The organism is Kitasatospora sp. NEAU-69 (genome assembly GCF_057158765.1).
Window position 1 is genome coordinate 248945 of record NZ_JBWXUE010000002.1, and the last position, 26843, is coordinate 275787.

The 26843-nt window shown below is 71.4% G+C and carries 20 protein-coding genes and 1 pseudogene; 10 read left to right on the forward strand and 11 right to left on the reverse strand.

Translation table 11 applies throughout. The features are described 5' to 3' along the window. Positions 1-67: 67 nt before the first annotated feature. A complete protein-coding gene (locus AC060L_RS03220; RefSeq protein WP_483796841.1) occupies positions 68-2944 on the reverse strand; it encodes a transglycosylase domain-containing protein in 2877 nt (958 codons plus the stop codon). A gap of 418 nt (positions 2945-3362) precedes the next feature. Between AC060L_RS03220 and AC060L_RS03225 the strand changes: the two genes are divergently transcribed. From AC060L_RS03225 to AC060L_RS03235, 3 genes are all read left to right on the forward strand, one after another. Beyond that, positions 3363-4046 (forward strand): PadR family transcriptional regulator, encoded by a 684-nt coding sequence (locus AC060L_RS03225; protein WP_483796842.1) that lies wholly within the window; start codon positions 3363-3365, stop codon positions 4044-4046. Positions 4047-4180: 134 nt separating this feature from the next. Then, a complete protein-coding gene (locus tag AC060L_RS03230; RefSeq protein ID WP_483796843.1) occupies positions 4181-5263 on the forward strand; it encodes an inositol-3-phosphate synthase in 1083 nt (360 codons plus the stop codon). Positions 5264-5416: 153 nt separating this feature from the next. Continuing rightward, positions 5417-6778, forward strand: coding sequence for an MFS transporter (locus tag AC060L_RS03235; protein ID WP_483796844.1), 1362 nt, complete (start codon positions 5417-5419; stop codon positions 6776-6778). A gap of 350 nt (positions 6779-7128) precedes the next feature. Here AC060L_RS03235 and AC060L_RS03240 read toward each other — a convergent pair whose 3' ends face one another. Further along, entirely contained in the window at positions 7129-8571 is a 1443-nt protein-coding gene (locus AC060L_RS03240; RefSeq protein WP_483797055.1) for a CCA tRNA nucleotidyltransferase, read from the reverse strand. A 204-nt stretch (positions 8572-8775) separates the two neighbouring features. On the opposite strand from AC060L_RS03240, the gene AC060L_RS03245 reads away from it, so the two are divergent. The 7 genes and pseudogenes from AC060L_RS03245 (at position 8776) to trxA (ending at position 19796) form a co-directional block, all read left to right on the forward strand. Beyond that, positions 8776-11337 (forward strand): DUF6049 family protein, encoded by a 2562-nt coding sequence (locus AC060L_RS03245; protein ID WP_483796845.1) that lies wholly within the window; start codon positions 8776-8778, stop codon positions 11335-11337. 150 nt (positions 11338-11487) lie between these two features. Next, positions 11488-14154 (forward strand): murein biosynthesis integral membrane protein MurJ, encoded by a 2667-nt coding sequence (murJ, locus tag AC060L_RS03250; protein ID WP_483796846.1) that lies wholly within the window; start codon positions 11488-11490, stop codon positions 14152-14154. A 196-nt stretch (positions 14155-14350) separates the two neighbouring features. Further along, positions 14351-16237, forward strand: coding sequence for a protein kinase family protein (locus tag AC060L_RS03255; RefSeq protein WP_483796847.1), 1887 nt, complete (start codon positions 14351-14353; stop codon positions 16235-16237). A 73-nt stretch (positions 16238-16310) separates the two neighbouring features. Further along, a pseudogene (gene sigM, locus AC060L_RS03260) lies at positions 16311-16940 on the forward strand (RNA polymerase sigma factor SigM); the annotation flags it as partial. A gap of 287 nt (positions 16941-17227) precedes the next feature. Further along, complete coding sequence (locus AC060L_RS03265; protein ID WP_483796848.1) at positions 17228-18217, forward strand: anti-sigma factor family protein; 990 nt, start codon at positions 17228-17230, stop codon at positions 18215-18217. 158 nt (positions 18218-18375) lie between these two features. Next, positions 18376-19344: a thioredoxin-disulfide reductase gene (trxB, locus tag AC060L_RS03270; protein WP_483796849.1), complete on the forward strand. Its 969-nt coding sequence runs from the start codon at positions 18376-18378 to the stop codon at positions 19342-19344. 116 nt (positions 19345-19460) lie between these two features. Continuing rightward, positions 19461-19796, forward strand: a complete 336-nt coding sequence (gene trxA / locus AC060L_RS03275) for a thioredoxin (RefSeq protein ID WP_483796850.1) — start codon at positions 19461-19463, stop codon at positions 19794-19796. A 97-nt stretch (positions 19797-19893) separates the two neighbouring features. Here trxA and AC060L_RS03280 read toward each other — a convergent pair whose 3' ends face one another. The 9 genes from AC060L_RS03280 to rpmH all read right to left on the reverse strand — a co-directional run bounded on the left by AC060L_RS03280 (position 19894) and on the right by rpmH (position 26829). Then, positions 19894-20511: a GNAT family N-acetyltransferase gene (locus AC060L_RS03280; RefSeq protein WP_483796851.1), complete on the reverse strand. Its 618-nt coding sequence runs from the start codon at positions 20509-20511 to the stop codon at positions 19894-19896. Between the two features lie 147 nt (positions 20512-20658). Next, positions 20659-21750: a ParB/RepB/Spo0J family partition protein gene (locus AC060L_RS03285; RefSeq protein WP_483796852.1), complete on the reverse strand. Its 1092-nt coding sequence runs from the start codon at positions 21748-21750 to the stop codon at positions 20659-20661. Next, on the reverse strand, positions 21747-22727 hold the full coding sequence (locus AC060L_RS03290; protein WP_483797056.1) for a ParA family protein: 981 nt from the start codon (positions 22725-22727) through the stop codon (positions 21747-21749). Before AC060L_RS03290 ends, AC060L_RS03285 begins: the two co-directional genes overlap by 4 nt. Before the next feature lie 333 nt (positions 22728-23060). Further along, positions 23061-23831 (reverse strand): 16S rRNA (guanine(527)-N(7))-methyltransferase RsmG, encoded by a 771-nt coding sequence (rsmG, locus tag AC060L_RS03295; RefSeq protein ID WP_483796853.1) that lies wholly within the window; start codon positions 23829-23831, stop codon positions 23061-23063. Between the two features lie 184 nt (positions 23832-24015). Continuing rightward, entirely contained in the window at positions 24016-24561 is a 546-nt protein-coding gene (locus tag AC060L_RS03300; protein WP_483796854.1) for a Jag family protein, read from the reverse strand. 105 nt (positions 24562-24666) lie between these two features. Then, entirely contained in the window at positions 24667-25845 is a 1179-nt protein-coding gene (yidC, locus tag AC060L_RS03305; protein ID WP_483796855.1) for a membrane protein insertase YidC, read from the reverse strand. Positions 25846-25848: 3 nt separating this feature from the next. Further along, positions 25849-26250, reverse strand: coding sequence for a membrane protein insertion efficiency factor YidD (yidD, locus tag AC060L_RS03310; RefSeq protein WP_483796856.1), 402 nt, complete (start codon positions 26248-26250; stop codon positions 25849-25851). Then, on the reverse strand, positions 26247-26672 hold the full coding sequence (gene rnpA / locus AC060L_RS03315; protein WP_483796857.1) for a ribonuclease P protein component: 426 nt from the start codon (positions 26670-26672) through the stop codon (positions 26247-26249). The genes yidD and rnpA overlap by 4 nt, the downstream gene beginning before the upstream one ends. A gap of 19 nt (positions 26673-26691) precedes the next feature. After that, positions 26692-26829: a 50S ribosomal protein L34 gene (gene rpmH / locus AC060L_RS03320; RefSeq protein WP_035799375.1), complete on the reverse strand. Its 138-nt coding sequence runs from the start codon at positions 26827-26829 to the stop codon at positions 26692-26694. Positions 26830-26843 lie beyond the last annotated feature (14 nt).

Here is a 26843-nt window from a genome sequence, read left to right on the forward strand (position 1 = left end):
GATGACCCGGGGACGGGTTGTGGCGCCCTTGAGCTCGTGTGGGGTCCCGCCACGGTGTTCGGTCGGGTCAGCCGGTGGGCTGGCCGTTGCCGGGCGGCGTCGCACCGGTCGTACCGCCGCCTCCCTGGGTGGGCGGCGCGGTCGAGCTGTTCCCGGGCTTCGGGGTCTTGGACGTCGGCGGGGGACTCGGCGGCCCCGAGGTCGTCGGCGGCGAGCAGTCGATGACGCCCGGCACCGGGAAGCAGGAGCCTCCGCCGCCGTTACCGCCACCGTTACCGCCACCGTTGGCACCACCACCGTTGGCACCACCGTTACCGCCACCGTTGGCACCGCCACCGTTGGCACCACCGTTACCGCCACCGGCAGGAGTCGTGGCCGGCTGGGTCGGGACGCCGCAGTCCAGGCCGGGCAGGCAGGTCTCCGGACCACCGACCGGCTTCTGCGTGGTCGGCGCGACCGTGGTCGGCGCCGCGGTGGTCGGCGCGGCGGTGGTCGCCGAGGCACTCGCGGACGCCGAGTCGCTCGCCGAGGCCGAGGCCGAGGGCGATGCGGTGCTCGGCGCACCCGAGGCGTCCACCTCGGAGTTGACCTGGCCGGGGGTCGGGAAGTCGACCACCGGGGTATTGGCCAGGGCGGCCTTCATGTAGTTGGTGAAGATCTCGGTCGGCAGGTCACCACCGTAGAAGGTCTTGCCGCCGCCGGTGCCGATCAGCGAGAGCAGTCCCGGGTGGGTCGGGTCCTCACGGAACATCGAGACCGCGGTGGCCAGCTGCGGGGTGTAGCCGTCGAACCAGGCCGAGGTGCCCTTGTCGGTGGTACCGGTCTTGCCGGCCACCGGGCGTCCGACGGCCTGCGCCTTGGTACCGGTGCCCTTGTCCACCACGTCCTGCAGCACGCTGGTGATGTTGTCGGCCACCGCCTGGTCGAGCACCTGCTTCGCGGCGGGCTTGGTGAAGTTGGTCATCGGCTTGCCGTTGAACTCCACCTTGGTCACCGCGTACATGTCGGTCTGCTGACCGCGCGCCGCGAAGACCGAGTAGCCGGAGGCCATCTGGAGCGCGCTCGGGGTGGAGGTACCGATCGCGAAGGCGGCGGTGTTCTGGTTCTGCACCGGCATCGACGCCGGGTTCAACCCCATCTGTGCGGCCAGCTTGGCGACGTTCGGACCGCCGACGTCCTGACCGAGCTGGACGAACGGCACGTTGAACGAGTTGATCATCGCGTCGCGCAGCGTCACGTAGCCCTGCGGGCCGTTCTCGTCGTTCTTCTGCTTGAACGGGGTGCCGTCCGGGTTGGTGATCAGCGAACCGTCCGGCCTGCGGATCGTGCTCAGGTCGTCGGCGTTGTAGCGGCTGTCCTCGTTGATCCGCATCGGCTTGCCGTCCGGACCGGTCTGGGTCAGCACGCCGTCCTGCATCGCGGTGGCGAGCACGTACGGCTTGAAGGTCGAGCCGACCGGGACACCGCTGGTGTCGGCGTTGTTGCTGTACTGGCCCTTGTCGATGCCGGGACCGCCGTAGAGGGCCACCAGCGCGCCGTCACCGGGCACCACCGAGGCCGCACCCACCTGGACGAAGTTGTCGTTGTTGGGGCGCTTGTTCAGGTCCAGGTTCTGCTGGGCCATCTGCGCGACGGCGTTCGAGAGCATGTCCACCTTGTCCTTCTGCAGGGTGGTGTAGATCCGGTAGCCACCGTGGCCGAGTGCGGCGTCGGTGATCGTCGGGTCCTTGCTCTCGATGTACTTGTCGACGGTGTCGACGATGTAGCCGATCTGCCCGCTCATGTTGCTCGCGGGCTGCTGCTTGATCGGCTCGGGAATGCCGGCCTTGGTGCACTGGTCCATCTGGTCCTGCGTGATGACCTTGGTCTTCACCAGGTTGCCCAGGACGTACTCCCAGCGGCCGCTGCCCGGGTCGGTGGGCGTGCCGAACATGCGCGCGTGGTTCGCCGCGCTGAGCGAGGGGTCGTAGTAGCCGGCGCCCTTCAGCAGACCGGCCAGCATCGCGCTCTGGCAGGTGTTCAGGTCCTTCGCCTCGACGCCGTAGTAGGCGTGCGCGGCGGCCTGGACACCGTAGGAGTTGCGACCGAACCAGCTGGTGTTGAGGTAGCCCTCCAGGATCGTGTCCTTGGAGACCTGCTGGTTCAGCTTCAAGGTGATGAAGAACTCCTTGAGCTTGCGGCTGACCGTCTGGTCCTGACTCAGGTAGGCGTTCTTCACGTACTGCTGAGTGATCGTCGAACCACCCTGGGTCGCCTGCCCGGAGGCCATGTTGTAGACGGCGCGGGCGATGCCCTTGGGGTCGATGCCGTTGTCGGTGCGGAACGTCTCGTTCTCGGCGGCGATCACGGCGTCCTGCATGGACTTGTTGATCTGCGAGATCGGGACGATCTCCCGGCTGGTGGAGCCGGTGCGGGTCATCTCGCTGCCGTCGGCCCAGTAGTAGACGTTGTTCTGGACCGGGGCGATGTCCTTGAGCTGGGGCACCTTGGTCATCGAGTACGCGGTCCCGATCGCCGCGACGCTGCCGCCGAAGAAGATCAGGAAGACCGTCAGCACCTGCTTCCAGGACGGCAGCCAGCGGCGCACGCCGCTCTTGCCCCAGCGCGGGTAGTCGATGAACCGCTTCTTGCCCGGCGGCTTGGCGGCCGGGCCGCGACCCGGCCCACTGCCGCCGTTGCCACCGCCCTTGCGGCCACCGCCGCCGCCCTTCTGGGCGGCCTTGCGCATCTCGGCGCGGGTCAGCCTGGGCTGCTGCGCGGTCTGCCGCATCGCCTGCGGCCCGCCGGGCGGGCCGGCCCGCCGAGGGGTCGGCCGGCCAGGCGTGTCGTAGGACGGCGCACCGTCCGGCGGGTTGCCGTACGCGTACGGTCGTCCGCCGCTCTGCCGACCGGGCGGTTGTTCGTCGCCACCCGGGTTGGGCGACCGGCGCCGGTGTTCGCTCATTGTCCAGTAACTCCTAGGCCAGGCACGGGCGCCTGAAGACAGGGTCCACACTTCCGATGCTCGCAACCGCCCTAGGCCCATGGGTACGGCCGCTGCCCCGATGGTGGTCCTCGTGCACACGCGACAGCGTACGCATCTCGAAATGGGAGCCAATCGGGCAAAACTGATCAAACGTCGCGAATCGGCGGCAAATCATTACATGCCCGTTGCCAAGACACCCCTGCTTGGCCTTGACGCACGGTCACTACCGCACTCGTGAGGGGTCACTGCGTCGGCTCCGAAGTCTTGTGATCACATTCACCCATGCCCCTCTTGCCCCAATCGTGACCTCCGCCTATCGTTCTCGATATATCGAGTCGATACATCGCAGCGGCATAAGCTGCTGCGGTACAGCGTGTGTGAAGGGAGGCCGGACCGCGTGAGCAGGCGCTCGGGAGTGCTGGAGTTCGCCGTTCTCGGCCTGCTGCACGACGCCCCCATGCACGGGTACGAGCTGCGCAAGCGGCTCAACGTGCTGCTCGGCTCGTTCCGCGCCTTCTCCTACGGAACGCTCTACCCCTGCCTGAAGAGCCTGGTCGCCCAGGGTTTCCTGGTCGAGGACAACCCGGACACCGAGTACGTCCCGGCCACGGCGCTGAACGGCAAGCGGTCGAAGATCGTCTACCGGCTCTCCCCGGAGGGCAAGGAGCGCTTCGAGGAGCTGCTGGCCGACTCCGGCCCGGACGCCTGGGAGGACGAGCACTTCGGTGTGCACTTCGCGTTCTTCGGTCAGACCGACCGGGCGGTGCGGATGCGCGTGCTGGAGGGCCGCCGCAGCCGGCTGGAGGAGCGGCTGGAGCGGATGCGCAGCTCGATCGCCCGGACCCGCGAGCGGTTCGACGACTACACCCTCGAACTGCAACGGCACGGCTTGGAGTCGGTGGAACGCGAGGTCCGCTGGCTGAACGAGCTGATCGAGACCGAGCGGGCCAACCGGAGCGGGCGCACCGCCGCTCCGCCGGGGGGCAACGAAACACCACAGTCTTCGGACGGCCGTGGCGACGAGGGCGGATCCTCCGATCCGCCCCGGCCACCGCACGACCGCCCGGGGCGCTCCGCCTAGGAGCGCCGCTGCCGCGCCCGCCCAGTGCCACGCGGCGGAAGTGGGCGCAGTGCGCCCGTCAGACAGTCAGTTGAGAAGCAGGATGAGGGTCGCCGGCCTCCGGCGGACCTCCGAGATCACAGGGAGCAACCGGAATGGGTTCGGTTCGCGTAGCCATCGTAGGCGTGGGCAACTGCGCCGCGTCGCTTGTGCAGGGTGTCGAGTACTACAAGGACGCCGACCCGGCCGGCAAGGTCCCCGGGCTTATGCACGTGCAGTTCGGCGAGTACCACGTCCGTGACGTCGAGTTCGTCGCCGCGTTCGACGTTGACGCCAAGAAGGTGGGCCAGGATCTGGCGCACGCCATCGTCGCCAGCGAGAACAACACCATCAAGATCTGCGACGTGCCGCCGACCGGCGTCACCGTGCAGCGTGGTCACACCCTCGACGGCCTGGGCAAGTACTACCGGGAGACCATCGAGGAGTCCGACGAGACTCCGGTCGACGTCGTGCAGGTCCTGAAGGACCAGCAGGTCGACGTCCTGGTCTGCTACCTGCCGGTGGGTTCCGAGGACGCCGCCAAGTTCTACGCGCAGTGCGCCATCGACGCCAAGGTCGGCTTCGTCAACGCCCTGCCGGTGTTCATCGCGGGCACCAAGGAGTGGGCGGACAAGTTCACCGAGGCCGGTGTGCCGATCGTCGGTGACGACATCAAGTCGCAGGTCGGCGCAACCATCACGCACCGCGTGATGGCGAAGCTCTTCGAGGACCGCGGTGTCCTGCTGGAGCGCACCATGCAGCTGAACGTCGGCGGCAACATGGACTTCAAGAACATGCTCGAGCGTGAGCGCCTGGAGTCCAAGAAGATCTCGAAGACGCAGGCCGTCACCTCGCAGATCGTGGACCGTGAGCTGGGCGCCAAGAACGTCCACATCGGCCCGTCGGACTACGTCCAGTGGCTCGACGACCGCAAGTGGGCGTTCGTCCGCCTCGAGGGCCGCGCGTTCGGCGACGTTCCGCTGAGCCTCGAGTACAAGCTCGAGGTCTGGGACTCCCCGAACTCGGCCGGTGTCATCATCGACGCGGTGCGTGCCACCAAGATCGCGATGGACCGCGGCATCGGCGGCCCGATCCTGTCGGCGTCCTCGTACTTCATGAAGTCCCCGCCGGTGCAGTACTTCGACGACGAGGCCCGCGACAACGTCGAGAAGTTCATCAAGGGCGAGGTCGAGCGCTGAGCGCAGCGAAGTTCGCGACTGTTCAGCACTAAGCGCTGAGCGCAGCGAGTTCGCGACTCTTCAGCGCTGAGCACCCTGCGCTGAGCTCGTAGTCAGTGACGACGGCCGATGTTTCACGTGAAACATCGGCCGTCGTCATGACACCCTGTCGGGGTGGCGATCCCCCGACGGCCGGCCCCGGCCTCCAGCACCCAGCCCAACGGTCGCGCCACGCTCGGCGAGCTGATCAGAGCCCGTGACTTCCGCCGGCTGCTCACCGCCCGGCTGCTCTCCCAGCTCTCCGACGGGGTCTTCCAGGTCTCGCTGGCCGCCTATGTGATCTTCTCGCCGGAGCGCCAGTCCTCCCCCGCCGACATCGCCTCGATGCTCGCCGTGCTGCTGCTGCCGTTCTCGGCGATCGGCCCGTTCGCCGGCGTGCTGCTGGACCGCTGGCGCCGTCGCCAGGTGCTCTACCTGGGCAACCTGGCCCGCTTCGGACTCGGCCTGGTGACCGCCGGGCTGCTGCTCGGCCGGGCCCCCGAGTGGCTCTTCTTCGGCTCGGCGCTGCTGGTCACCGCACTCAACCGGTTCATCCTGGCCGGACTCTCCGCCGCCCTCCCCCGGGTCGCGCGCCCTGAGCAGCTGGTCACCGCGAACGCGCTCTCACCGACCGCCGGCACCGTCGCGGCCGCCTGCGGCGGCGGGATCGGGTTCCTCTTCCACCAGATACTGCCGCCCGGACCGAACGCCGATGCCGTCCTGGTGACCATGGCAGCCGCGCTCTACCTGGCCGCCGCCCTGGCCGCGCACCGGATGGACCCCGAGCTGCTGGGCCCCGAGCACCACCCCGACCGACCCGAGCTGCGCGCCGCACTCGGCCAGGCCGGCCACTCGCTCGCCGACGGGATCCGGCACCTGGTCCGGCAGAGCCGGCCGGCGCTGCACGCGCTCGCCGCGGTGACCGCCGCCCGGTTCTGCTACGGCGTGCTGATCGTCACGGTGCTGATGCTCTCCCGGTACACCTTCAACGACCCCGCCGACGCCCGCGGCGGCCTGGCCACGCTCGGCACCGCGCTCGGCTTCTCGGCGCTCGGCTTCTTCCTGGCCGCGGTCATCAGTCCGTGGTTCACCCGCCGGCTGGGGCTCACCGGCTGGATGACCGTCTGCCTCGGCTCGGCCGCACTCTTCGTCCCCGCGCTCGGCCTGCCGTTCTCGGCGCCGCTCGCGATGGCAGCCGCTCTGCTGCTCGGCGTGGTCACCCAGGGCACCAAGATCTGCGCCGACACGATCGTGCAGAACGCCGTCGAGGACGACTACCGCGGCCGCGTCTTCGCGCTCTACGACGTGCTCTTCAACGTCGCCTTCGTGGCCGCGGCCGGCGCCACCGCACTGGTGCTGCCACTGAACGGCAGATCGGCCACCGTGGTGCTCGGAGTCGGCCTGCTCTACGCACTGAGCGCACTGCTCTACGCCCGCGCTGCCCGCCGCTCCACGCCAGCCGTCGTCGCCGGGCAGGTGGCGGCCCCGAACAACTGACGGACCGCCACCTGCCCGCTCATCAGATCAGCTCACCGATCGCTTCCACATCCCCTCGGGCGCCTCGGGGAGGTTGTCCACAGGGGGCACGCCCCGGTTGTCCACAGAGGCGCGGCGGTCCCGCTGCTCGACATCGAGCAGGTAGCACCGCACCTGACGTGCGGTTTCGCTGTCGCGCAGGAGCATCGCGACGTTGAGGACGGTCCGCCGCGTGAACAGCGCGAGGGACCGGATCCCACAGAGTTCCTTGAAGCAACCCAGTTCGCCGCCACTCAGACTTCCTTGAAGGAAGCCAGTCGCGAGCCGCTCAACGGACTCCGCCGAGCACCTTGTCACAGCTCACCCGCAGGTCATTCCCCCTGCTGCTGGGCCGTCCACCACTGGCGGAGTGCCGCGACTGCTTCCTCGTGCTCCATCGGGCCGTGCTCCAGGCGCAGCTCCAGCATGTGCCGGTAGGCCGCGCCGACCTGCGGGCCGGGCTTCAGGTCGAGCAGCTCCATGATGTCGTTGCCGTCCAGCGCCGGGCGGATCGCGTCCAGCTCCTCGCGCTCCTTGAGCTCGGCGATCCGCACCTCCAGGCCGTCGTAGGTGCGGGAGAGGGCGAGCGCCTTCTTCTTGTTGCGGGTGGTGCAGTCCGAGCGGGTCAGCTTGTGCAGCCGCTCCAGCAGCGGGCCCGCGTCGGTCACGTAGCGGCGCACCGCGGAGTCGGTCCACTCGCCGCCGCCGTAGCCGTGGAAGCGCAGGTGCAGCTCGACCAGGCGCGAGACGTCGTCGGTCAGTTCCTTGGAGTACTTCAGCTCGCGCATCCGCTTGCGGGTCATCTTCGCCCCGACCATCTCGTGGTGGTGGAACGAGACGCGACCGTCCGACTCGAAGCGGCGGGTGCGCGGCTTGCCGATGTCGTGCAGCAGCGCGGCGAGGCGCAGCGTCAGGTCCGGGCCGTCCTGCTCCAGCGCGACGGCCTGCTCCAGGACGGTCAGCGAGTGCTCGTAGACGTCCTTGTGCCGGTGGTGCTCGTCCTTCTCCAGCTTCAGCGCCGGCAGCTCGGGCAGCACGTAGCCGGCCAGCCCGGTGTCCACCAGCAGCCGCAGGCCCTTGACCGCGTGCTCGGCCAGCAGCAGCTTGTTCAGCTCGGCCTGGATCCGCTCGGCGGACACGATGGTGATCCGCTCGGCCATCGCGGTCATCGCCGCGACCACCTCGGGCGCCGGGTCGAAGTCCAGCTGTGCGGCGAACCGGGCGGCGCGCATCATCCGCAGCGGGTCGTCGGAGAAGGACTCCTCGGGCGTGGCCGGGGTGCGCAGCACCCGGGCCTCCAGGTCGTCCAGCCCGCGGTGCGGATCGACGAAGCCGCGGCCCGGCAGGTCGACCGCCATCGCGTTGACCGTGAAGTCGCGGCGGACCAGGTCCTGCTCGATGGTGTCGCCGTAGGTCACCTCGGGCTTGCGCGAGGTGCGGTCGTACGCCTCGCTGCGGTACGTGGTGATCTCGATCAGGAAGCTGCCGTCGGCAGTGTCCTTGCGCGCGCCGACGGTGCCGAAGGCGATGCCGACGTCCCAGACGGCGTCGGCCCAGCCCTTGACCAGCTTGAGCACCTGCTGCGGCCGGGCGTCGGTGGTGAAGTCGAGGTCGTTGCCGAGCCGGCCGAGCAGCGCGTCCCGCACCGATCCGCCGACCAGGGCCAGCCGGAACCCCGCCGCCTGGAACCGCCGGGCGATCTCGTCCGCGACCGGTGAGACGCGCAGCAGCTCCTGCAGACCGCGCGTCTGGGCCTCGCTCAGGCCTGGCAGCATGCCGGCAGCGGTGGCGGGCACGGCGGCGGAGACGGTGGCGGAAGCAGGGATCGCGGCACTGGAATCATTGGCGTTGGACACGGCTCACAAGGGTACGTGCCGCGGGGCCGCGCCCGCCCCCGGCTTTTCCCACACCGGCTTCCCGCCGCTGCCGCGCCCGCGAAGGACGGCCCGCAACACTGCGGGCCGGGCGGCGTCGTTACCATGCCGGTGGGGAACCTCTCGCGCGGCGCGGCGCGTCGTTGCCGACAGCGCACCGCGGACGGCGCGAACCACGGCACCGGACGACACCGAAGACGACAGCGAACGAGAACGGCGAGGGCGAAGCGCGTGGGCGAGCCAGCACGGCACTCCGGAGGTCCCCGCAGGTCAGACCGGGGTCCGCGAGGACCGCTCCGGGCCCGGCTGGCCGCCGTGCTCGCCGGCGGCAGCGCGCTGGCCGTGTTCGCCGGGCTGGCCGTGGCGCCGCAGGCACTGGCCGATCCGGCGCTGGCCGCGGTCTCCGCCGACTACCCGGTCAGCGTGGCGATCACCGACGTGCAGCCCACGGACCCCAACGCCAACGGCACCGTGACGGTCTCCGGCACGTTCACCAACTCCGGCACCGGCCCGCTCAAGGGCGCCCAGGCGGGCCTCGCGGTCGGCCACAAGAACCTGCTGCGCAGCGAGATCGCCGGCGTGCTGAACCGCAGCGACCCGGTCGCCGCCGACGGCACGGTGATCAGCGGCACCCTCAGCCCCGCCGCCGACCTGGCCGCCGGTGCCACCCAGCCGTTCAAGCTCGCCGTCTCGATGAACGACCTGAAGCTGGACACCAACGGCGTCTACGAACTCGCGGTGGACGTCGAGGCCGGCACCACGGACGACGACTCGCCGCACCAGGTCGGCATCGGCCGCACGCTGCTGCCGTACTTCAACAACACCGGCGACACCAAGCAGACCCAGGTCGCCACCCTGTGGCCGATCACGCACGCCCCGGAGCTGGTCGCCCAGACCCTGTCGGACACCGACCAGACGCCGGTGCTGCGCGACGACAGCCTGGCCACCGAGCTCGCCCCCGGCGGCCGGCTCGACCGGCTGGTCAGCATCGGTTCCCAGCTCCAGTCGCTGACCTGGGTGGTCGATCCGGACCTGCTGGACGCCGTCTACGCGATGACCAAGCCGTACCGGGTGCAGCTGCCCAAGCACGGCGACGAGCCGGCCCAGAGCGACAACACCACCGCGGGCACCGGCCGCGACGTGGCCACCGCCTGGCTCGGCAAGCTGCGTGCCGCCGTCGCCAAGAACAACTCCGAGGTGGTCGCGCTCCCCTACGCCGACCCGGACCTCGCCTCGATCGCGCACAACGGCGCCGGCCTGGCCGGCCTGAACACCGCGCTCAGCAAGGCCCGCACGGCCGGCAAGGTGACCGTGGACGGCCGGCTCTCGGTCGACTCCAGGGACAACTACGCCTGGCCCTACCAGGGCTACGTCGACCCGCAGATCGTCGCGACCGCGAACAGCCTGGGCGAGAACCAGCTGCTGGTCAGCAGCGCGAGCCTGAGCGAGTCGCGGCTGCTGGCGTACACGCCCAGTGCCGCGCGCCCGATCGGCGACGGCCAGAGCGCGATCGTCGCCGACTCCACCGTCTCCGGGCTCTTCCAGGGCGACCTGACCAGTGCCGAGGCGAAGAGCTCCATCGAGCAGCGGTTCCTGGCCGAGACGCTGGCGATCACGCTGCAGTCACCGTCCAAGCAGCGGACCCTGCTGGTGATGCCGCCACGCACGCTGACCGCCGACGCCGCCCAGACCCTGGCGACCGCGCTGCAGGCCGCGCAGGGCGGCCAGTGGACCGGCGCCGTCACGCTGGACAACCTGGCCGCCTTCCCGGTCGATCCGGACGCCGCCACCACAGTCCCCGGCACCGATGCGTACCCCGGCGAGCTGCGCGCCGGTGAGCTGAGCACCAACGACTTCGCCGAGGTCTCCCAGATGCAGCAGGGCGTGGACCTGCTGCTGCGGATCCTCACCAACCCGCAGCGGGTCAGCAGCCCGTTCAGCGCCGCCATGGTCCGCTCGGTCTCCACCGCCTGGCGGGACCACCAGGGCGACGGCGCCGCGTACCGGGCCGGGGTGCAGGGGTACCTCCACCAGCTGACCGCCGCGGTGGCGATCCCGACGAAGAGCCACACCATCACTCTCGCGGGTGATTCCGGCGTGCTCCAGGTCAGCGTCCGCAACGACCTCCAGCAGCAGGTGACCAACCTGAAGCTGGTGCTCACCTCCGGGCAGACCAACCGGCTGAAGGTCGGGCGGGCCGTGGACATCACGCTGAACCCGGCCCAGAGCACCTCGATCCGGTTCATCGCCCAGGCCCAGGGCAACGGCCCGGTGCAGATGAAGGCCCAGCTGTTCACCGACGGCCCGGACTCGCAGCCGTACGGGGACCCGGTGAACTTCGTCGTCGATGTCACAGCAGTGCCCAGCGGCGTCTGGTGGGTGGTCGGCGCCGGCGGCGTGCTGGTGCTGCTGGCCGGGCTGCGGATCTACCTGCAGCGCAAGAAGCGGGGCGGCGAGCCGCACGAGGACCCGGACGCGCCGCTGCCGGTCGAGCCGTCCCCGGCGGATCAGCAGACTCCGCCGGCCGACCCGCAGGCACCGCGCGAGTCGCTCAACCTGGACACGCTCAACCTCGACACGCTGCGTCCCGAGCACCGACGGCACCCGGACGGCGGCGGCGTCCAAAGCCGGGATCGGGTGAGCGGTGATGAGACAGTAGGTCTCTGAGACCAGCGGGCCCACGCAGGGCCGCCCCGGACAGCGGTGAGGTGGAATGAGCGAGCGATGGGGGTACCCCCGGCCGCGGGCTGGGGGAGAGCTCATCATCAACAAGGTGCGCGTTCGCGAAGCGACCGCCGAGTCCTACGAGGCGGGCGCATGAGTGAGCGAAGCGGGCACCCCCGGCCGGAGGCTGGGGGAGGGCCCTCTCCGGACGCCGGGAAGCAGCCGGGTGGCGGCGACCGGACGCCTGCCGCCGCGGGCCCGTCGGCCGCACAGGCCGAGGAGTCCGACTGGTACCTCGCCGACACCTATGCCCGGGACCCGTACGCGGCCGACCCGTACGCCGCCGCCGACGGCCCGGGCCCGTACGAGCGCGCTGCCGAGGGCGCCGCGGAGTCGGCACCGGCCGGACCGGCGGCCGGGGGCGGCCGACAACTGCCGGCCCAGCAGGGCGCCGAGACCGGTCCGGCGGCCGATGGCCTGGAGGAGCCGGTGGTACCGGCCTCCCGCTGGGCCCGGCCGGCCGCCGTCGTCGCCGCACAGCTCGCCGCGCAGCTCGCGGCACAGACGACCCCCCGCAGCGCCACGGCACCGGGCTCGGTGCCGGGCCCCGCCGCACCGGCCGGCTCCCACCGGGACCCCGAACCGACCGAGTACGTCGGCGTGGACTCACTGCTCGGCCAGGCCGCCGGCGAACCGGGCGGCGACCTCGCCGAGCCCGCAGCAGCAGCCGAACTCGCGGGCGCGGGCGCGGCGCCGGTACTCGCCGCCGAGCCGCCGGAGCCGTTCGTCCCGGTCATCGAATTCGACCCGCCGCTGACCGCCGAGGAGATCGGCCTGCGGGCGAACCCCGCCGCGCCGCCGGCCGCCGCCACCGAACCGAGCGCCGCCGCCGGCCGCCCGGCCGGCCTGCCCCCGGTGATCGAGGGCCCGGACGGCCCGGACGGCCCCGAGCTCATCGGCATCGGCGACCTCGGCAGCCTCGATTCCCCACTCGACGAGCTCGGCGAGACCACCGGCCCCGCCTCGTCCGTCGGCCTCGTCCTCGAGGAACCGGCCGGCGCCGCCGACCTCCGCCCCGACGCGGATCCCGAGCTCGACCCCGACGCCGACCTCGACCCAGACCTCGACCCGGCCTCCGGCCGGCCGGCCGAGCCCGGCGCCGCCGCCAAGGTCGCCGGCCTGCTGAACTCCAGCGCGATCATGGCCGCCGGCACCCTGGTCTCCCGAGCCACCGGCTTCCTGCGCACCATCGTGATCGCCGCCGCGATCGGCGTCGGCACGATGGGCGACTCCTACACGGCCGCCAACACGCTCCCCACGCTGCTCTACATCCTGATCGGCGGCGGTGCGCTGAACGCCGTCTTCGTGCCGCAGCTGGTGCGCAGCATGAAGCAGGACGAGGACGGCGGCACCGCCTACGCCAACCGGCTGCTCACCCTGGTGATGGCCGGCCTGGCCGGCGTCGTCTTCGTCGCGGTGATCGCCGCTCCGCTGCTGGTGCAGCTGATCTCCCATTCGCTGATGGCCGACCAGGGCAGCGCCGACACCACGGTGGCGCTGGCCCGGTACTGCCTGCCGACCATCTTCTTCATGGGCATCCATGTGGTGATGGGTCAGATCCTCAACGCCCGCGGCCGGTTCGGCGCCATGATGTGGACCCCGGTCCTCAACAACGTCGTGGTCATCTTCACCTTCGGCATGTACCTCTGGGTCTTCGGCACCTTCGAGCACAGCCGGGTCACCCCGCAGGACGTCTCCCCCGAGGGCCTGCGACTGCTCGGCATCGGCACGGTGCTCGGCCTGGCAGTCCAGGCGCTCGCGATGTTCCCCTACCTGCGGGCGGCCGGCTTCCGGTTCCGGCCGCGCTTCGACTGGCGCGGGCACGGCCTGGGCAAGGCCGCCCGGCTCGCCAAGTGGACCTTCTTCTTCGTCCTCGCCAACCAGGCCGGCTACCTGGTGGTCACTCAGCTGGCCACCGCGGCCGGGCACACGGCCGAGTCGGCCGGCTACCTCGGCGTGGGCCTGGCCGCGTACTCCAACGCGCTGCTGATCTGGCAGCTGCCGATGGCGGTGATCACCGTCTCGGTGATGAGCGCGGTGCTGCCCCGGCTCTCCCGCTCGGCTGCCGACGAGGACGCCGGGGCGGTGCGCGACGACCTCTCCTACGGGCTGCGCACCTCCGCGGTCGCGATCGTGCCGGCCGCCTTCCTCTTCCTCGCGCTGGGCCCGCAGATCGGCAGCGCGATCTACGGCCTGGGCAACGGCGGCGGCGTCGCGCACGCCACCACGGCGGTCGGCTACATGCTGTCGGCCTTCGCCCTCGGCCTGATCCCGTACTCGGTGCAGTACGTGCTGTTGCGCGGCTTCTACGCCTACGAGGACACCCGCACGCCGTTCTCCAACACCGTCTGGGTGGCCGTCGCGCAGGCCGGCACCGCACTGCTCTGCTACGTCGTGCTGCCCGCCCAGTGGGCGGTCACCGGCATGGCGCTGGGCTACGGCGCCTCCTACGCGGTCGGCGTCGCGGTCGCGGTGCCCAAGCTCAAGCGGCGGATCGGCGGGCTGGACACCGGCCGGATCGTCCGGACCTACACCCGGCTGGCGATCGCCTGCGTGCCGGCCGCACTGGCCGCCTTCGTGCTCTCGCTGGCGCTGCACGCGCTGCTCGGCGGCCTGCTCGGCTCCTGGCTGAGCAGTGTGGTCACGGTCGCCCTCGCCGGGGCCGCTCAGCTGGCGGTCTTCCTGGCGCTGGCCCGGCGGATGCGGATCGAGGAGCTCAACGCACTGATCGGCATGGTCCGCAGCCGGCTCGGCCGCTGACCGCAGATCAGTTTGTCCACCTACCGAGCAACCAGGAACCGGCGGGAACCGGATGGCCCCGCCAACGGTCGTACTCAGGTGAGAAGAGTGGGCACAATTGTCTCGAACGACTTGGTCTGCAGACCCAGGTCCTCGCCTGCCCGCCTCCCGGGGCCCTGCCGGCGGACAGCTTGGACCGGGCGCTACAAGGGGAGGCATGACGACGGTGGCTGATCGCACCAAGGATCGCACCAAGGCAGTCGTCGACACACCAGCGGCCGAACCGGAAAGCGATATCACCGCCGAGATCACAGCCGAGATCACCGCTCCGCTGTCGGCCGCCGAGATCGCCGCCGAGCTGGCCTCCGGCTCGGCCGAGCCGGAGGACGACGACGCCGCCGAGCCCGGCGCCGACGACACCGGGCACACCGAACCGGCCCCGGCCGACGACGCCGACGCCGACGCGGATCAGGACGCCGCCGATCGGACCGCCGTCCTCCCGCTGCCCGCCGGACCGGCCGGGCCCGCAGCGCTCCCCGAGACGCTGCCGGTGCCGCCGCGGCACAGCGGCGACCGGATCGCCGGCCGCTACCGACTCGAAGAGTGCATCACGCAGACCGAGGTCTTCAGCAGCTGGCGGGCCGTCGACGAGAAGCTGCGCCGCGCGGTCGGCGTCCACCTGCTGGCGGCCGGTCACCAGCGCGCCGAGGGCGTGCTGGCCGCCGCCCGCGCCGCCGCGCTGCTCGGCGACCCGCGGTTCGTGCAGGTCCTGGACGCCGTCCAGGAGGGCGAACTGGTCTACGTGGTCCGTGAGTGGCTGCCCGGCGCCACCGACCTCGCCACGCTGCTCGCCACCGGACCGCTGGAGGCCTACGACGCCTACCAGATGGTCCGTCAGGTCACCGACGCGATCGCCGCCGCGCACCGGGCCGGCCGCTCGCACCTGCGGCTCACCCCGCGCTGCGTGCTGCGCACCGACACCGGCCAGTACCGGATCAACGGCCTGGCCGTGGACGCCGCGCTGCGCGGCCTGCCCGATCAGAGCGCCGGACACACCGACACCCGGGCCATCGGCACGCTGCTCTTCGCGGCGCTGACCCACCGCTGGCCCTTCCCCGAGGACCGCTACGACCTGAAGGGCCTGCCCAAGGACCTCGGCGAGGTACCCCCCGACCAGGTCAGGGCCGACGTCCACCGCGGCCTGTCCGAGCTCACGGCCCGCGCGCTGTTCGACAAGCCACCGCGCCATCTGGAGCCGATCGACACCCCGGCCGAGCTGGCCACGGCGATCGGTCTGCTGCCCCGGATCCGCCAGCCCGAACCCGACCCGGCCACCACGGCGCTGCGCTACCCGTCCCCACCCCGCCGCACCGCGCCCCCGCAGCGACCGGCCCCGCAGACGGCCGTGCTGCCCCCTGTGGCGGCCCCGCACCCGTCGGCCCGACCGATGGCCCACCCCGCGGCCCGACCGGGCCGCCGCCGGGCCAAGCAGCTGCTCAAGTGGACCGTCTCCGTCGTCCTGCTGGCCGCGATCGGCTACGGCTCCTGGCAGCTGGCCGGCCAGCTCGGCGGCAACACCGGCCAGAAGCAGGCGCTCGGCACGCCGGCTGCGGGCACCGGCGCCTCGTCCGCCTCCTCGGCGCCGCCGTCGGCCGCCCCGACGGCGCTGAACATCGCGGACGTCACCTCCTTCAACCCGTACGGCAGCGGGCCGATGCACCCCGAGCTACTGGGCGCCACCCATGACGGCGATCCCAACACCGCCTGGACCACCGACGGCTACTTCGACAACCTCACGAAGATCGGCCACGGCACCGGCCTCCTGGTGGACCTCGGCTCGGCGAAGTCGGTCAGCTCGATCAACGTCCTCTTCAACGGCTCGACCACCGCAGAACTCCGGGTGCCCAGCGCCGCCGGGGACAGCCAGCCGGTCAAGCTGGACGACTTCGGCCAGCCGCTCGCCCAGAACACCGGCAGTACCGCGCAGTTCCAGCTCGGCACACCGGTCCACACCCGCTACCTCTTGATCTGGCTGACCAGCCTCCCGTTGGATGGGACCGGCAGATACCGCGGCCAGGTGGCCGAGATCAAGGTCGCCGGCTGACCGGCCGGACCGCCGCGGCAGCAACGCCCGCCGGTCCACCGGTGGGCTGGGGCGGCTCCGAAGGGCAGCACAGATGGCAGGATCGGCAGAACGGCCCCCACCGGCCGGTGAGCCGCGCGACGCCGAGGTGAGCAACGCCGAGGTGAGCAACGCTGAGGCGAGCGACGCCGAGCTGCTCGCCGCGCACGTCGCTGGGGACCCGGCCGCCTTCGGCCTGCTCTTCGCACGGCACCGCGACCGGCTGTGGGCGGTGGCCGTGCGCACGCTCGGCGACCGCGAGGAGGCCGCCGACGCCCTGCAGGACGCACTGGTCTCCGCCTTCCGCGCCGCCCACAACTTCCAGGGCCGCTCGGCCGTGACCACCTGGCTGCACCGGATCGTGGTCAACGCCTGTCTCGACCGGGCCCGCCGGGCCGGCACCCGGCGGGCCGACTCGCTGGACGAGCACCCGCAGCAGCTCGACGCCGCGCTCGGCAGCGCCGAACCCACCGACGCCTTGGTGCTCCAGCGCGAGCTGCGCCGCGAGCTCGGCGCCGCACTCGCCTCGCTGCCGCCCGAGCAGCGGGCCGCACTGGTCCTGGTGGACATGCAGGGCTACCCCGTGGCGGAGGCCGCCGAGCAGCTCGGGGTGCCGGTCGGCACCGTGAAGAGCCGGTGCGCCCGTGGCCGGGCCCGACTGCTGCCACTGGTCCGCCACCTGCGCCCGGCCGAGAACGCTGGCGAGAGCGCCGCCGCGGCGGACGGGCGACGCAGTGCCACCGCGGCGGACGGGCCACGCAGTGCCACCGTTTCACGTGAAACATCGCCACCCGGAACACCGGCTCGCGCGAGTGCACCGACCACGCCCCCGTCCGTTGTTTCACGTGAAACACGCGAAACAACGGATGCTCCTGCGGAACCCGGGAACCCGGAACCACCCGGCTCCGTCCAACCCCGGGGCGCTGCCATCCCCAACCAAGACCTGAGCCTGGAAGGAGACGCGAAGACCCGATGACGAACCAGACACCCGATCCGGTCGAGACGGCCCCCGCGTCCCATCCGACCGTCGAGCAGCTGGCCGACCTCCAGGAGGAGCTGCTCTCCCCCGCCGAGGCCGAGCAGCTGCGCGCACACCTGGCGGGATGCCTGGAGTGCACCGAGACGCTGGCCGCACTGACCGAGCTCGCCGAGCTCCTCGGGGCCGAGCTGCCGCCCGCCATGCCGGACGACGTCGCGCTGCGGATCGACGCGGCGCTCGCCGCCGAGGCGAGCACCCGCGCCGCCACCGCGGCCACTGCGGCCAGTGCGGCCACCCCTGCGGCCCCGACCGCACCGGCCGCCCCGACACCGCCACACGCTCTGACCGACCCGGGCGCACCGTCGGCCGGCCGCCCCGGCGGCACCGCCCCGCCCAGGCGCGCGGACGGCGGCAGCGCCGACGGCAGCGGGCCCGGACGCCGGGCACCGCGTCGGCACCGCCGGCGGCTGCTGCTCGCCGTCGGCGCCGCCTGCCTGGCCGTGCTGGGCCTCGGCACGGCGGTGCTCGTCTCGGGCAACGGGCAGCAGTCGGCGAGCGACTCCGCCGCCGCGAGCCGGCCCTCGGCCGCGGCTCCCGCGACGCCCGGCGCCGCCGTACCGCCGGGCTCCCTGGGGCCCGCGTACTCCAGCGCGCCCGAGTACACCGCGGCCGGCCTGTCGACCCAGATCCGGGCCCTGCTGCCGGCCGGCCCCGAGACCGTGCCACACGCCCGCACCGAACAGAGCACCCCGGCCACCACGCTGCCGTCCTGCGTCGAGCAGGCCGTCACCGGGCACGCCGGCGAGCAGCCGGTCGCGACCGGCCACGGTCGCTACGGCAACGCGGCCGCGGACGTCTACGTGTTCAAGATCGATGCCGATCCGAGCCGGCTCGACGTGTTCCTGCTCTCCCCGGGCTGTGCCACGGCGACCCCGCCCGGCCCGGCCACGGTGCTGCTGCACCAGGAGGTCCCCGCCCGCTGAGGCCCGGCCGGCCGCGGGCCGATCCATCATCCGGTGGGGCGGTGGTCGCATCCCCCCCGGGGAATGCGGGAGACTGGGGAACCGTTGTCCCGGGCGGCGGAGCAGGAACCGCCACCCTCCCCGCCTGGCGCGGGTCGCGATGCGAACCAGGAGATGCAGTGAGCGACGTCCGTAACGTGATCATCATCGGCTCCGGCCCGGCCGGGTACACGGCTGCGCTCTACACCGCGCGCGCTTCACTGAAGCCGCTCGTCTTCGAGGGTGCGGTGACCGCCGGCGGTGCGCTCATGAACACCACCGAGGTGGAGAACTTCCCCGGCTTCCGGGACGGCATCATGGGCCCCGAGCTGATGGACAACATGCGCGCCCAGGCCGAGCGGTTCGGCGCCGAGCTGGTCCCGGACGACATCGTCTCGGTCGACCTCACCGGCGACATCAAGACCGTGACCGACTCCGAGGGCGTCGTGCACCGGGCCCGCGCCGTGATCGTCACCACCGGCTCGCAGCACCGCAAGCTCGGCCTGCCCCGCGAGGACGCGCTCTCCGGCCGCGGCGTCTCCTGGTGCGCCACCTGTGACGGCTTCTTCTTCCGCGACCAGGACATCGCGGTCGTCGGCGGTGGTGACACCGCGCTGGAGGAGGCCACCTTCCTGTCCCGCTTCGCCAAGAGCGTCACGGTCATCCACCGCCGCGAGGAGCTGCGCGCCTCCAAGGCGATGCAGGAGCGCGCCTTCGCCGACCCGAAGATCAGCTTCGCCTGGAACAGCGCGGTCGAGGAGCTCCACGGCGACCCGAAGCTGAGCCACGTGACGCTGCGCGACACGGTCACCGGCGAGCTGCGCGAGCTGCCCGTCACCGGCCTGTTCATCGCGATCGGCCACGACCCGCGCACCGAGCTCGTCAAGGGCCAGCTGGAGCTCGACGAGGAGGGCTACCTCAAGGTCGACGCGCCGAGCACCCGGACCAGCCTCACCGGCGTCTTCGGCGCCGGCGACGTGGTGGACCACACCTACCGGCAGGCGATCACCGCGGCCGGCACCGGCTGCGCCGCCGCGCTGGACGCCGAGCGCTACCTCGCCAAGCTGGCCCACGAGGAGGCTCAGGCCGCCGTCCCCGTCGGCGCCTGACCCCTGCCCGGCCCAGCGCCGCAGCGGCGGCGAAACAGATCGCCGCTCGGCGTTGTTGTCCCTTCTGTAGAACGAACCCGCAGTAACCCACCGCACAGCGACCTTTAGGAGATCCCGTGGCCGGCGCCACCATCACCGTGACCGACGCGACCTTCGAAGCCGAGGTCCTCAAGAGCGAGAAGCCCGTCCTGGTCGACTTCTGGGCCACCTGGTGCGGCCCGTGCCGCCAGGTCGCCCCGGTGCTCGACGCGATCGCCGCGGAGTACGCGGACGAGCTGACGATCGCCAAGGTCGACGTCGACCAGAACCCCGCCGTCGCGGCGAACTACGGCGTGGTATCGATCCCGATGCTCAACGTCTACGTCAAGGGCGAGCTGGTGAAGACGATCGTCGGCGCCAAGCCGAAGGCCGCCCTGCTGCGCGACCTGGCCGACATCATCACGGTCAAGTAAGCAGGCTGAGCAAGCCTCGCTGATCGCCGAGAGGGCGGGCCCGACACCGGGCCCGCCCTCTCGCGTTGTGCGGCTGACAACGGCACCGCCAGGCCGCTCAGAACGGCCGCAGCGCCGGTTCCTTGCGGGCCCCGCCGAGCAGTCGCTCCAGCGCACCCTCGACATCGCCGCGCCAGGAGAGCGTGGAGCGCGCCTCCAGCCGCAGCCGCGGCGAACGGTGGTGCGGGCGGACCGTCTTGAAGCCCACCGCCCGCAGATGCTCGGCCGGCAGCAGACAGCTCGGCAGCTCCGCGCCGGTCGCTCCGAACGCCTCGATCGCCCGGACTCCCCGAGCCAGCAGATCCTTCGCCACCGTCTGGACCAGCACCCGCCCGAGGCCCTGTCCCTGGAACGGCGGCAGCACCCGGCTGATCATCAACTGCACGGCATCGGGCGAGACCGGGCTGGTCGGAAAGGACTGCGAGCGCGGCACGTAGGCCGGCGGGGCGTACAACACGAAGCCGGCCGGCACCTCGTCCACATAGGCGACCCGCCCGCAGGATCCCCACTCCAGCAGCACGGCCGAGATCCAGCTCTCCTTCTCCTGCGCCGCCTTGCCCCCCTCGACCGCCTCCCGCCCACGCACCGGATCGAGCTCCCAGAAGACGCAGGACCGGCACGGCTCAGGCAGATCCGCCAGATTGTCCAGGGTCAGCGGGACGACCTTGCGGCCCATGCAGCACACACCTCCTTGGTCGGTTCCTCCCCCGGGAGCCGCCCGAAATCCAGACTCCCATGTCCCACCTCGCACAGATGCCAATGGGTGCATGTTTCACGTGAAACATGCACCCATGCGCGCCGGAGGAGCATCCCGGCATCCCGCTCAGCTCTGCGAGAGCCGCAGCCCGTCCTCTCCCGGCGCCAGGCTGTCCAGGATCCGGTTGAGGTCCTCCACCGAAGCGAACTCCAGCACGACCTTGCCCTTGCCGAGCTTTCCGTTCCGCTGCGAGACCTCGACCTTCACCCGGGTCTCGAACCGGTCGGAGAGCCGCCCGGCCAGATCGTTGAAGGCCGGCGAGAGCAGCTTGCCCGCCTTCGGCCCGACCGGCCGCTGCGGCTTCTCCTCGTGGTCCATCAACGCCACGATCTCCTCGGTGCTGCGCACCGAGAGGCCCTCCGCGATGATCCGGCGGGCCAGCGTGTCCTGCCGCTCCACGTCCGACACCCCGAGCAGCGCCCTGGCGTGCCCCGCGCTGAGCACCCCAGCCGCCACCCGGCGCTGTACCGCGGCGGAGAGCTTGAGCAGTCGCAGCGTGTTCGAGACGTGCGAACGGGACCGGCCGATCCGGTCGGCCAGCTCGTCATGGGTGGAGCCGAAGTCGCGCAGCAGCTGGTCGTAGGCGGCAGCCTCCTCCAGCGGGTTCAGCTCCGCCCGGTGCAGGTTCTCCAGCAGCGCGTCCAGCAGCAGCTTGTCGTCCTCGGTGGCCCGGATGATCGCGGGGATCTGCTCCAGCCCGGCCTCCCGGGAGGCCCGCCAGCGCCGCTCACCCATGATCAGCTCGAAGCGCCCGCCGGCGACCTGACGGACCACCACCGGCTGCAGCAGACCCACCTCCTTGATGGAGGCGACCAGCTCGGCCAGCTTGTCCTCGTCGAACACCTCACGCGGCTGCCGCGGGTTCGGCGAGATCACGTCCAGCGGCAGCTCCGCGAACCGCGCGCCGCTCACCGGCGCCAGCTCCGGCTCCGCCGCCGACTCGCGCATGCTCTCCGCTGCCTTCGCCGCCACCGTGCCACGGCCCGGCGGCAGCACCGGAACCGCGCTGGGCGAGACGGCACCGGTCGGCAGCACCGCCGCCGCGCCCGATCCGGGCCGCGCCGCGGCGACCGTCGCCGCGCCGCCGGCAGACTCCGCCGAACCGGCCGGCGGGATCAGCGCTCCCAGCCCACGTCCCAGACCCCTGCGCCCACTCACCGATTGCCCTCCATCGTGCTCTGCTCTGCCGTCGGTGCCACCTGCGCGCCGATCGTGTGCCGGTGCCTGCCCACCGCGCCGAGGACGTCCGCCGCCGCCTGCTCGACCGCCGTCGGGCTCTGCAGCCCGGCCGCCCGCAAGGCCAGTTCACGCGCCGCCTCCAGGTAGGAGAGCGCGCCGGACGACCCGGGATCGTAGGTGAGCACGGTCTGCCCGTAGCTCGGCGCCTCCGAGACCCGGACCGAGCGCGGGATCGCGGTGCGCAGCACCTCCGAGGTGAAGTGGTTGCGCACCTCCTCGGCGACCTGCGCGGCGAGCCGGGTACGGGCGTCGTACATGGTGAGCAGGATGGTCGAGACGTGCAGCGCCGGGTTGAGGTGCGCCCGCACCAGCTCCACGTTGCGCAGCAGCTGGCCCAGTCCCTCCAGCGCGTAGTACTCGCACTGGATCGGGATCAGCACCTCCTGCCCGGCCACCAGCGCGTTGACCGTCAGCAGCCCCAGCGAGGGCGGGCAGTCGATCAGGATGTAGTCCAGCGGCTGCTCATAGGCCGCGATCGCCCGCTGCAGCCGGCTCTCCCGGGCCACCAGCGAGACCAGCTCGATCTCGGCGCCCGCCAGGTCGATGGTGGCCGGGACGCAGAAGAGCCCCTCCACCGCGACCACCGGCTGCACCACGTCGGCCAGTGGCTTGCCCTCCACCAGCACGTCGTAGATCGACGGCACCTCGGCATGGTGGTCGATGCCGAGCGCGGTCGAGGCGTTGCCCTGCGGGTCGAGGTCGATCACCAGCACCCGTAGCCCGTGCATGGCGAGCGCAGCGGCCATGTTGACGGTGCTGGTGGTCTTCCCCACCCCGCCCTTCTGGTTCGCCACGACGATGACGCGGGTCGCGGGCGGCCGGGGCAGGCCCTCGCCCGCCCGCCCCAACGCCTGCACGGCGGCCTGCGCCGCCCGCGCGATGGGGGTGTCATCGATCTGGTCGATGGTCTCCGAGTCCTGCATGGGGGTCAGTGTTTCACGTGAAACCGGAGCGGCAACAGCCGCTGTCGGGCCGCGGCCGAGCCCACGGGGAAACCGCAGGTCGAAACTGACGGAAAGCAGGGAGCGACGTTTCACGTGAATCACGATGCCCGCATTGTCCGGAATCCGACGGCACGACACTCCGGGACGACATGACACTCCGGGACGACATGACACTCCGGGACGGCGTCACTCCTGGAAAGGCCGGAGGCCCCGGGGCGTACCGCACCCCAGGGCCTCCGGCCGAACTCCTGAAACTCCGCGTTCCGACGTGTTCCGCAGGACCGCTCAGCGCCGACGGCGCCCGGCGGCGCGCGGCTCGCCCACCCGGCTGCCGGCCCGCCCGGCTCGGGCCGCCTTCGCCCGCCGAGTCGCCGCCTTCACACCACCGGGGCTCTCGCCGGCCTTCACCTGGACGACCCGGGTCGCCGCACCCAGCGTCCCCTCCCCCACCGGGATCACCGCCCACTCCACGGCGCCGAGCTTGCTCAGCGCCGAGCGCGAGTCCGCCAGCTCCTGCTCCGCGGTGTCGCCCTTGAGCGCCAGCATCTGCCCGTACGGACGGAGCAGCGGCATTCCCCAGCCGGCCAGCCGGTCCAGCGGCGCCACCGCGCGGGCCGTGACGATCTCCACCGAGATCTTCCCGACCATCTCCTCGGCCCGGCCGCGCAGCACGGTCACATTGTCCAGACCGAGCTCGCGCACCACCTCCTCCAGGAAGGTGGTCCGGCGCAGCAGCGGCTCCAGCAGCGTCACCGAGACGTCCGGACGGGCCAGCGCCACCGGGATGCCCGGCAAGCCGGCCCCCGAGCCGACGTCGCAGAGCGTCGCATCGGCCGGCAGCAGCTCCGAGAGCACCGCGCAGTTCAGCACATGGCGGTCCCACAGCCGTGGCACCTCACGCGGCCCGATCAGCCCGCGCTGCACGCCGGCCGTCGCCAGCAGCTCGGCGTAGCGCTGCGCCGCCTCGAACCGCTCGCCGAAGATCTCCCGCGCCACCGGCGGGGCCTCAGCCAGGTCCGCCGGCACACCGTCGGCCGCCGCACTCTCCGTCGCCATCTCAGCCTCTCCGCTCACCGATCACACCGACCCCCGTGAAGCACCGTTTCACGTGAAACATCCCCCCGCGAACCCGGCAGCTCCCGAACTGTTCCCAGGACAGCACAACTGCCCCGGGAACTGACGACCCCGTCCGCACGGCGAACCGTGCGAACGGGGTCGGACGAACGACGATCCCCGGGCCTCAGCCCGCCAGGACCACCACACACCGCTGGGGCTCCTCGCCCTCCGACTCACTGCGCAGCCCCGCCGCGGCCACCGCGTCGTGCACCACCTTGCGCTCGAACGGCGTCATCGGGCGCAGCTTGACCGACTCGCCGGTCTGCTTCGCCTGCTCCGCCGCCTGCGCGCCCAGCTCGGCCAGCTCTTCCCGCTTGCGTGCCCGGAAGCCCGCGATGTCCAGCATCAGACGGCTGCGCTCACCGGTCTCGCGATGCACCGCCAGGCGGGTCAGCTCCTGGAGCGCCTCCAGCACCTCCCCGTCCTGGCCGACCAGGCGCTGCAGCGCCCGGTCGTTGCTCTCGCCGACGATGGAGACCAGGGCCCGGTCGCCCTCGACGTCCATGTCGATGTCGCCGTCCAGGTCGGCGATGTCGAGCAGACCTTCCAGGTAGTCGGCCGCGATCTCACCCTCCTGCTCCAGTCGAGCGACCAGGGTGTCGGCCGAATCGGCCTGCACGGACTCAGCGGCCTGGTCGGCCTCGACGGCAGAGGTGGTGCCTTCCGTCACGGGAGGGACTCCTTCGGGGATGGGGCCCATCGATTGCGGGCCGAGATCGAGGATCAGAGAGGGGTTCCGTCGCACCGCGAACGGAACGGGCTCACACCCGCAGGCTCAGGACTTCTTCCGGGGCCGCTGGCCGCCCTGCTGCGAACCGCGCTTCGCCGAGCCGGACCCGCCGCCCTGCTTGGCCGCCGGACGCTTGCCCTGGGCCGCGGCGGGCTTACCGGCCGCCGACGAGCTCGGGACGGCATCCTCGGGCGTCGCCACCGTGACCTCGTCATCGGCGACCGTGTCGTCCTTGGTCGCCTCGGCCTTGGCGCCGGTGTGCACCTGCTGGCGCTGCGCCTTGGTCAGGTTCCGCGGCTGCTGCCGGCGCACCTGCACCGACTCCTCGACCACGGCGGCGGCCTGCGCCTGCGCGGTGGCCGTCTTGACGCCGAAGATCCCGAACGGACCGTTGCCCTTGATGACCGAGCCATCCGGGTTCAGCCGGCCGGCCGCCTTCAGACGGGCCTGACGCTCGTCCCAGGCCTTGCTGCCGGGCGTCGGGTTGTTGCGGATGACGATCAGCTGCTGGCCCATCGACCAGACGTTGGTGGTCAGCCAGTAGACGAGCACACCGACCGGGAAGTTGATGCCCATCACGGCGAACATCACCGGGAAGACGTACATCAGCATCTTCTGCTGCTGCATGAACGGCGTCTTGACCGACAGGTCGACGTTCTTCGTCATCAGCTGGCGCTGGGTGATGAACTGCGAGAGCGACATCATCACGATCATCACCGCGGTGACGAGCTTGACGCTGACCTCGGGGCTGTTCACGAAGGTCGCCGAGAGCGGCGCGCCGAAGATGTGCGCGTGGTGCGCGCTGGCCAGCAGGTCGCCCTTGATGACGCCGATCGGCTGGTTGTGCGCGACATGGCTCAGCACGCCGTACAGAGCGGTGAAGAACGGCATCTGCACGAGGATGGGAAGGCAGCTGGAGAACGGGTTGGTACCCGCCTCCTTGTACAGCTTCATCATCTCTTCGGACTGGCGCTGCTTGTCGTTCTTGTAGCGCTCCTGGATGGCCTTCATCTTCGGCTGGATCGCCTGCATGGCCCGGGTCGCCTTGATCTGCTTCACGAAGAGCGGGATCAGACAGATCCGGATCACGACCACCATCGAGGCGATCGCCAGACCCCAGGCCCAACCACTGTCGGGCGCGAAAATGTGGCTGTACAGCGCGTGGAACTGGGCAATGATCCAGGACACAGCGGTGTACAGGGGGTTCAGGAAGGACCAGGTCACCGGTCAGACTCCTTGAGCATTGGGCTTGGTCGTCAGGCTTGCGGACATCGGGCCTACCGACGTCTGACCAGCAGCCGTCGAGCCTGAGGTGACCGGGCCGTCAGCCGCGGAGCCGACCGGCTCCGGACTCGCGGCACTACCGGTCCTGGGCTGCACCAGGGCGCGCAGCCGCTGGTGCCATACGGGACGCTTGCGCGGTGGGACGTGGTCCACCCCACCCGGGGACCAGGGGTTGCACCGCAAGATCCGCCAGGCGGTCAGCACACTGCCTTTGAGCGCACCGTGCGTACGCACCGCCTCGTACCCGTAGTGCGAGCACGAGGGGTAGTAGCGGCAGACCGGACCGAGCAGTGGACTGATGGTCCACTGGTAGACCCTGATCAGCCCCATCAGCAGGTACTTCATCGCGCTGATCCTCCTCCCGAGGAGGCCGGATCCGTGCGGAGCAACCGCTTCAGCGCCGCATCCAGGTCGTGTGCCAGGTCCTGGTACGAGGCCGATGCCGCTGAGGGCAACGCCCGTACCACTATCAGGCTACCTGCGGGCAATGCGCCCAGACGCTCGCGCACGAGGTGACGCAGGCGACGTTTTACCAGGTTGCGCACCACGGCCGGACCGACAGCCTTGCTCACGACGAAACCCGCACGCGCCGAGGGAGTCCCCTCGGCGACGTGCGGGTGGGAGTCGCTGTACCCGCCGACCGGCTCCGGCTGTCCGTCCTCTCTGCGGAGATGGACGACCAGCAGGGGCCGACCGGCTCGACGACCGCGTTTTACCGCGGTCGCGAAGTCCTGGCGCCGCCGCAGCCGATTCTCGGAGGGCAGCACTACAGACCCTGCGCGCGGATCAGGCGGAGATGTTGGTGCGGCCCTTGGCACGGCGGGTCGCCAGGATGGCGCGGCCGGCGCGGGTACGCATACGCAGCCGGAAGCCGTGGGTCTTGGCGCGACGACGGTTGTTCGGCTGGAAGGTGCGCTTGCTCACTCGGGGGCTCCTGG

Bases quoted from the DNA above. Each gene is read 5' to 3' on its own strand.
- AC060L_RS03220 (WP_483796841.1), bottom strand. From the start codon at position 2,944: ATGAGCGAACACCGGCGCCGGTCGCCCAACCCGGGTGGCGACGAACAA.
- AC060L_RS03230 (WP_483796843.1), top strand. From the start codon at position 4,181: ATGGGTTCGGTTCGCGTAGCCATCGTAGGCGTGGGCAACTGCGCCGCG.
- AC060L_RS03240 (WP_483797055.1), bottom strand. From the start codon at position 8,571: ATGCTGCCAGGCCTGAGCGAGGCCCAGACGCGCGGTCTGCAGGAGCTG.
- AC060L_RS03245 (WP_483796845.1), top strand. From the start codon at position 8,776: ATGCCGGTGGGGAACCTCTCGCGCGGCGCGGCGCGTCGTTGCCGACAG.
- murJ (WP_483796846.1), top strand. From the start codon at position 11,488: ATGAGTGAGCGAAGCGGGCACCCCCGGCCGGAGGCTGGGGGAGGGCCC.
- AC060L_RS03255 (WP_483796847.1), top strand. From the start codon at position 14,351: ATGACGACGGTGGCTGATCGCACCAAGGATCGCACCAAGGCAGTCGTC.
- AC060L_RS03265 (WP_483796848.1), top strand. From the start codon at position 17,228: ATGACGAACCAGACACCCGATCCGGTCGAGACGGCCCCCGCGTCCCAT.
- AC060L_RS03280 (WP_483796851.1), bottom strand. From the start codon at position 20,511: ATGGGCCGCAAGGTCGTCCCGCTGACCCTGGACAATCTGGCGGATCTG.
- rsmG (WP_483796853.1), bottom strand. From the start codon at position 23,831: ATGGCGACGGAGAGTGCGGCGGCCGACGGTGTGCCGGCGGACCTGGCT.
- yidD (WP_483796856.1), bottom strand. From the start codon at position 26,250: ATGAAGTACCTGCTGATGGGGCTGATCAGGGTCTACCAGTGGACCATC.